We start from the raw sequence: 4,734 nt of genomic DNA on the forward strand, positions 1-4,734 counted from the left end.
GCGCGGGCGGCGCTCGATCTCGCAGGCCCCATACATCTACAGTCATACTCTCAGCCGCCCTGACACGATCCCAAGAACAAAGAAGGCCTGCGCATGGACCAAACCCTACCCCGCATCCTCATCGTCGAAGACGACCAGCGCCTGGCCGAGCTCACCGCCGAGTACCTGCAGGCCAACGGCTTCGAGGTCAGTGTCGAAGGCGATGGCGCCCGCGCGGCTCGGCGCATCATCGACAGCCAGCCCGACCTGGTCATCCTCGACCTCATGCTGCCCGGCGAAGACGGCCTGAGCATCTGCCGGCGGGTGCGCAGCCAGTACCCCGGCCCGATCCTCATGCTCACCGCCCGCAGCGACGAACTCGACCAGGTGCAGGGCCTGGACCTGGGGGCCGATGACTACGTGTGCAAACCGGTGCGCCCACGCCTGCTGCTGGCGCATATCCAGGCGCTGCTGCGCCGCAGCGAGGCAGCGGACAACAAACGCCAGGCGCTGGCCTTCGGGGCACTGCGCATCGACAACCGGCTGCGGGAGGCCCACCTGGGCGAACAGCTGATCGAACTGACCGGCGCCGAATTCGACCTGCTCTGGCTGCTGGCCAGCAACGCCGGCCGGGTGCTGACCCGCGAGCAGATTTTCACCGCGCTACGCGGCGTCGGCTACGACGGCCAGGACCGTTCCATCGACATACGCATTTCCAAGATCCGCCCCAAGATTGGCGACGACCCGCTCCAGCCAAGGCTGATCAAGACCCTGCGCAGCAAGGGCTACCTGTTCGTCGGCGAGGTGTCATGAACAACTCGATCTTCCTGCGCATCTACGGCGGCATGCTGGCGGTGCTGGTGCTGGTGGCCCTGCTCGGGGCGCTGAGCCTGCACCTGGTCAACGAGGTGCGTGCCGCCCAGCATCGCGAGCGCCTGGCCCAGGGAACCTTCAGCCTGATGGCCGACAACCTGGCATTGCAGAACGACACCGAGCGCAAGCGCTCGCTGCTGATCTGGGAGCGCCTGCTCGGCGTGCCGCTGGCCCTGCAGCCAACCACTGCGCACCCTCTTGATGGCGGCCAGCGGGCACGTTTGGGCCGCGGCCTGGTGGTGGTCGAGAAGACCGGCCCGCATGCCGCAAGGATATTGCGCAAGGTTGGCCAAGAGGACTTGCTGCTGGTCGCCGAGGTCAAGCAGGTCAGCGAGCAACTGGCGCGGGCTACCTTGTACCTGCTGGCCGACGAGTTGGTGCGTTACCCGGTGACAGAACAGCAGCAGCGCCTGGAGCAGCTCAAGCGCGACAAGGGCTTTGGCTTTGGCGTGGCGCTGCAGCGCATCGAGCGGGTAAGCCTGGACGACGACCAGCGGCGCCGGGTCGAGGAGGGCGATACGGTGATGGCGCTGGGCAAGGATGGCGACTCGATCCGCGTGTTCGCCGGCTTGGCCGGTTCGCCCTGGGTACTGGAAATTGGCCCTTTGTACCAGCTCAACCCATATCCGCCGCAGTTGCTGATCCTGATCGCCTTCCTCGGCCTGTGCCTGATCGGCCTGGTGGTCTACCTGCTGGTGCGTCAGCTGGAACGGCGCGTTTCCGGCCTGGAGGTGGCTGCCACGCGCATTGCCCAGGGCAGCCTGGACACCCGCGTGCCAACCGATGATGCCGATTCGGTAGGACGCCTGGCGGCAGCGTTCAACGGCATGGCCGAGCACCTGCAGCGCTCGCTGACCATGCAGCGCGAGCTGGTGCGCGCGGTTTCCCATGAGCTGCGCACGCCCGTGGCACGCCTGCGCTTTGGCCTGGAGATGCTCGAAAGTGCCACCACCGAGCAGGCCCGGGCCAAGCATCTGGCGGGCATGGACGGGGATATCCAGGACCTCGACAAACTGGTCGACGAGATGCTTACCTACGCCCGCCTGGAGCAGGGCGCGCCTGCGCTGAAGTTCGCGCGGATTGACCTGGATGCCTTGCTAGATCGGGTGATCGAAGAGCTGGCACCGCTGCGCGTTGGAATACGCGTACTGCGCGGTGAATGCCACGGCGCCGATGCTGAAGGCGCCTGGGTCGAGGCCGAGCCGCGTTACCTGCACCGGGCTCTGCAGAACCTGGTAGGCAACGCCATGCGCCATGCCGAGGCCGAGGTGCGCTTGAGCTATCAGCTGGGGCAACAGCGCTGCCGCATCGATGTCGAGGACGACGGCCCGGGGATCCCGGAGGGCTTCTGGGACCGCATCTTCACGCCGTTCACCCGGCTCGATGACAGCCGTACCCGGGCCTCGGGCGGGCATGGCCTGGGCCTGTCGATCGTGCGGCGCATTATCTACTGGCACGCCGGCCGGGCCACGGTTGGGCGCAGTGCCGCGCTGGGCGGTGCCTGCTTCAGCCTGAACTGGCCACGGCAGCAGCCACCCGTGTAACGATCAGACGCTGACCAGGCTGAGCAGGTGGCCATCCTGCAGGCAGAACTGGCCCTGCAGCTTGGTGCCATGCCGCCATTGCGGCGACAGGTCGGTGAGCAGGCGCAGGCTGGCCAGGCCGTCGGCGGACCACGCCAGCACTTCGGCGTGTTCGAAGTAGAAGCGCTGGCGGGTCAGTGGGTAGAGGGTCTTGAACAGGCTTTCCTTCAGCGAGAAGGTCAGGGTCACGGTCAGGCCGAGCTGGCGGCGGTCCAGGCGTTCGAGTTCGGGGGGGGTGAGGATCTCGCCCATCAGCCGTTCGGCGCGCTCATCGTCCAGCAGCGCTTCCTGGTCCAGGCCCAGGCCCTGGCAGCTGTCTTCGGCGGCGACCACGGCGGCGGCCCAGCCCTGGCCGTGGGTGATCGAGCCGTGGATGCCGGCAGGCCAGATCGGCGAGCGGTCTTCGTGGGTGCCGGGCACGTAGTCACGGCCGTCCAGGCGCTGCAGTGCAGCGCGGGCGCAGACCCGGCCAGCCAGGTACTCGGCCTGGCGCTTGGCTACCGAGCGCTGTAGGCTGGGGCCTGGCACCACCCCGGCACGCTGGAAGTCGTCAGGTGCCAGGCGAGTGGGGTCGAAGGCGCAGCTGACCAGCGCCGCGCCAGGCAATGGGCGCGGCAGGGGCCAGTGGTGCTGGAGGGGGGCGCAGCAGGCAGGAAGTGTATTCATGGGGGCTATTGTGCCAGCCGAGGCGGCAGCGTGGGAGATGGGAGCGTAAGGGGGGCCGCGATGCAGCCCTCGTATTGCTTACTTGAACACCTTCTTGAAGAACGCCTGCATGTCCGCCCAGGAGCTTTCATCCGCCGCCTTGCTGTAGCCGATATCCGGCCCGCCATGCTCGCCATGGCTCAAGCGGTCGGCGTCCGGGTTGGTAAAGCCGTGCTTGGCCCCGTCGATGCTGACGAACTGGTAGTTGACCTTCGCCGCATCCATTTCGGCCTTGAACGCTGCTACCTGCTGCGGGGTCACCATGCTGTCTGCCGCACCATGTTCGACCAGGATATCCGCCCTCACCACGCCAGGCCTGGCCGGGGTCTGCGTGGCCAGCGCGCCGTGGAAGCTCACCACGCCGTCCAGCTTCTCACCGCGCCGCGCGGCATCCAGCACCACCTTGCCACCGAAGCAGTAGCCTACCGCCCCCAGCTGGTGCTTGTTGGTATTGGGCTGCAGTTTCAGCAGTTCAATCCCGGCATCGAAGCGGCGTTCGGCGGCTTTCGGATCCTTCAGCGCCTCGGCCATGAATGCCTGGGCGTCGGCGGGGTGCTCGGTGTGCTTGCCATCGCCATACATGTCGATGGCCAGCGCGTTGTAGCCCAGCGCCGCCAGGTCGCGGGCACGGCGCTTGGCGTAGTCGTTAAGCCCCCACCATTCATGCACCACGACAATGCCGGGGCGTTTGCCTTCGACGGCGTCGTCATAGGCGTAGTAGCCGACCAGCCGGTTGCCGTCGGCGTCCTGGTAGGGAATCTCGCGGGTTTGTACCGCCGCCTGGGCGAGGGCGGCGCTGCACATCAGGGTCACGGCCAGCAGGACACGCATGGTCACTACTCCTTGTTTCTGCAAACGGTTCGTTCAGCCAGGGTTCAGTCGCGGTTCAGGGTGTCCTGCTTACTCTAGCTTCCAGACCGAAACAGCGCACCCAACTGGAGTATCCAGCCATGAAAACCTTCAATACCCTGCTTGCCGCCATGGCCGTCTGCGCCGCCGGCATCACCTCTGCCCAGGCCGCCGACGACAGCTTCGCCAGCCTGACCTACGGCCAGACCAGCGACAAGGTTCGCAAGTCCGGCCTGCTGCAGCGCAACACCGACCACCTCGACGCCGACGGCATCATCGGCAAGGATGACACCTGGGGCGTGCGCCTGGGCAAGCTCAATGACCAGGGCCGCTACTACATGACCTACGACAACGTCTCGGGTGAGCACAGCGGCCTCAAGCTGCGCCAGGAAAACCTGCTGGGCAGCTACGACCTGTTCCTGCCGGTGGGCGATACCACCAGGTTGTTCGGTGGCGGCAGCCTGGGCGTGACCAAGCTGACCCAGGACTCGCCAGGTGCGAGCCGCGATACCGACTACGGATACGCCTACGGCTTGCAGGCCGGCGTCATTCAGGACATCACCGACAAGGCTTCGGTCGAGCTGGGCTATCGTTACCTGCGCAGCAATGCCGCCACCGAAGTGGGCGCGCATGGCGGGCCGAAAGACGGCACCCTGCGCCTGACCAGCAGCGCGCAGACCTACCTGGCGGCTTCCTACAAGTTCTGACGGGCGAGCCGGGTTATCCTGTGCCGGCCCTTCGCGGG

The 4,734-nt window shown here is 66.6% G+C and carries 5 protein-coding genes; 3 read left to right on the forward strand and 2 right to left on the reverse strand.

All coding sequences use genetic code 11. The features are described from left to right. Window positions 1–93 precede the first annotated feature (93 nt). Together B4L76_RS01805 and B4L76_RS01810 are read left to right on the forward strand one after the other, a co-directional pair. Window positions 94–792, forward strand: a complete 699-nt coding sequence (locus B4L76_RS01805; protein ID WP_296230060.1) for a response regulator transcription factor — start codon at window positions 94–96, stop codon at window positions 790–792. Next, window positions 789–2,396 (forward strand): ATP-binding protein, encoded by a 1,608-nt coding sequence (locus tag B4L76_RS01810; RefSeq protein ID WP_296230061.1) that lies wholly within the window; start codon window positions 789–791, stop codon window positions 2,394–2,396. The genes B4L76_RS01805 and B4L76_RS01810 overlap by 4 nt, the downstream gene beginning before the upstream one ends. 3 nt (window positions 2,397–2,399) lie before the next feature. Here the strand turns inward: B4L76_RS01810 and B4L76_RS01815 are convergent, their stop codons facing one another. Beyond that, window positions 2,400–3,101 carry a 4'-phosphopantetheinyl transferase family protein gene (locus B4L76_RS01815; protein WP_296230062.1) on the reverse strand — a complete coding sequence of 234 codons (702 nt, stop codon included), beginning with the start codon at window positions 3,099–3,101 and terminating at the stop codon, window positions 2,400–2,402. Window positions 3,102–3,179: 78 nt separating this feature from the next. After that, entirely contained in the window at window positions 3,180–3,971 is a 792-nt protein-coding gene (locus B4L76_RS01820) for a dienelactone hydrolase family protein (RefSeq protein ID WP_296230063.1), read from the reverse strand. Between the two features lie 119 nt (window positions 3,972–4,090). Here B4L76_RS01820 and B4L76_RS01825 point away from each other — a divergent pair, with 119 nt between their 5' ends. After that, the gene (locus tag B4L76_RS01825) at window positions 4,091–4,696 is read left to right on the forward strand and encodes an outer membrane beta-barrel protein (protein WP_296230064.1); all 606 of its coding nucleotides are present in this window, start codon (window positions 4,091–4,093) and stop codon (window positions 4,694–4,696) included. The last annotated feature ends 38 nt before the right edge of the window (window positions 4,697–4,734 follow it).

The sequence above is a fragment of the Pseudomonas sp. UBA4617 genome, assembly GCF_002386445.1.
Classification (GTDB): Bacteria; Pseudomonadota; Gammaproteobacteria; order Pseudomonadales; family Pseudomonadaceae; genus Aquipseudomonas.

What these genes read in the sequence shown, in the direction of transcription:
- B4L76_RS01805 (WP_296230060.1), top strand. Translation starts at nt 94, where the DNA reads ATGGACCAAACCCTACCCCGCATCCTCATCGTCGAAGACGACCAGCGC.
- B4L76_RS01810 (WP_296230061.1), top strand. Translation starts at nt 789, where the DNA reads ATGAACAACTCGATCTTCCTGCGCATCTACGGCGGCATGCTGGCGGTG.
- B4L76_RS01815 (WP_296230062.1), bottom strand. Translation starts at nt 3,101, where the DNA reads ATGAATACACTTCCTGCCTGCTGCGCCCCCCTCCAGCACCACTGGCCC.
- B4L76_RS01820 (WP_296230063.1), bottom strand. Translation starts at nt 3,971, where the DNA reads ATGCGTGTCCTGCTGGCCGTGACCCTGATGTGCAGCGCCGCCCTCGCC.
- B4L76_RS01825 (WP_296230064.1), top strand. Translation starts at nt 4,091, where the DNA reads ATGAAAACCTTCAATACCCTGCTTGCCGCCATGGCCGTCTGCGCCGCC.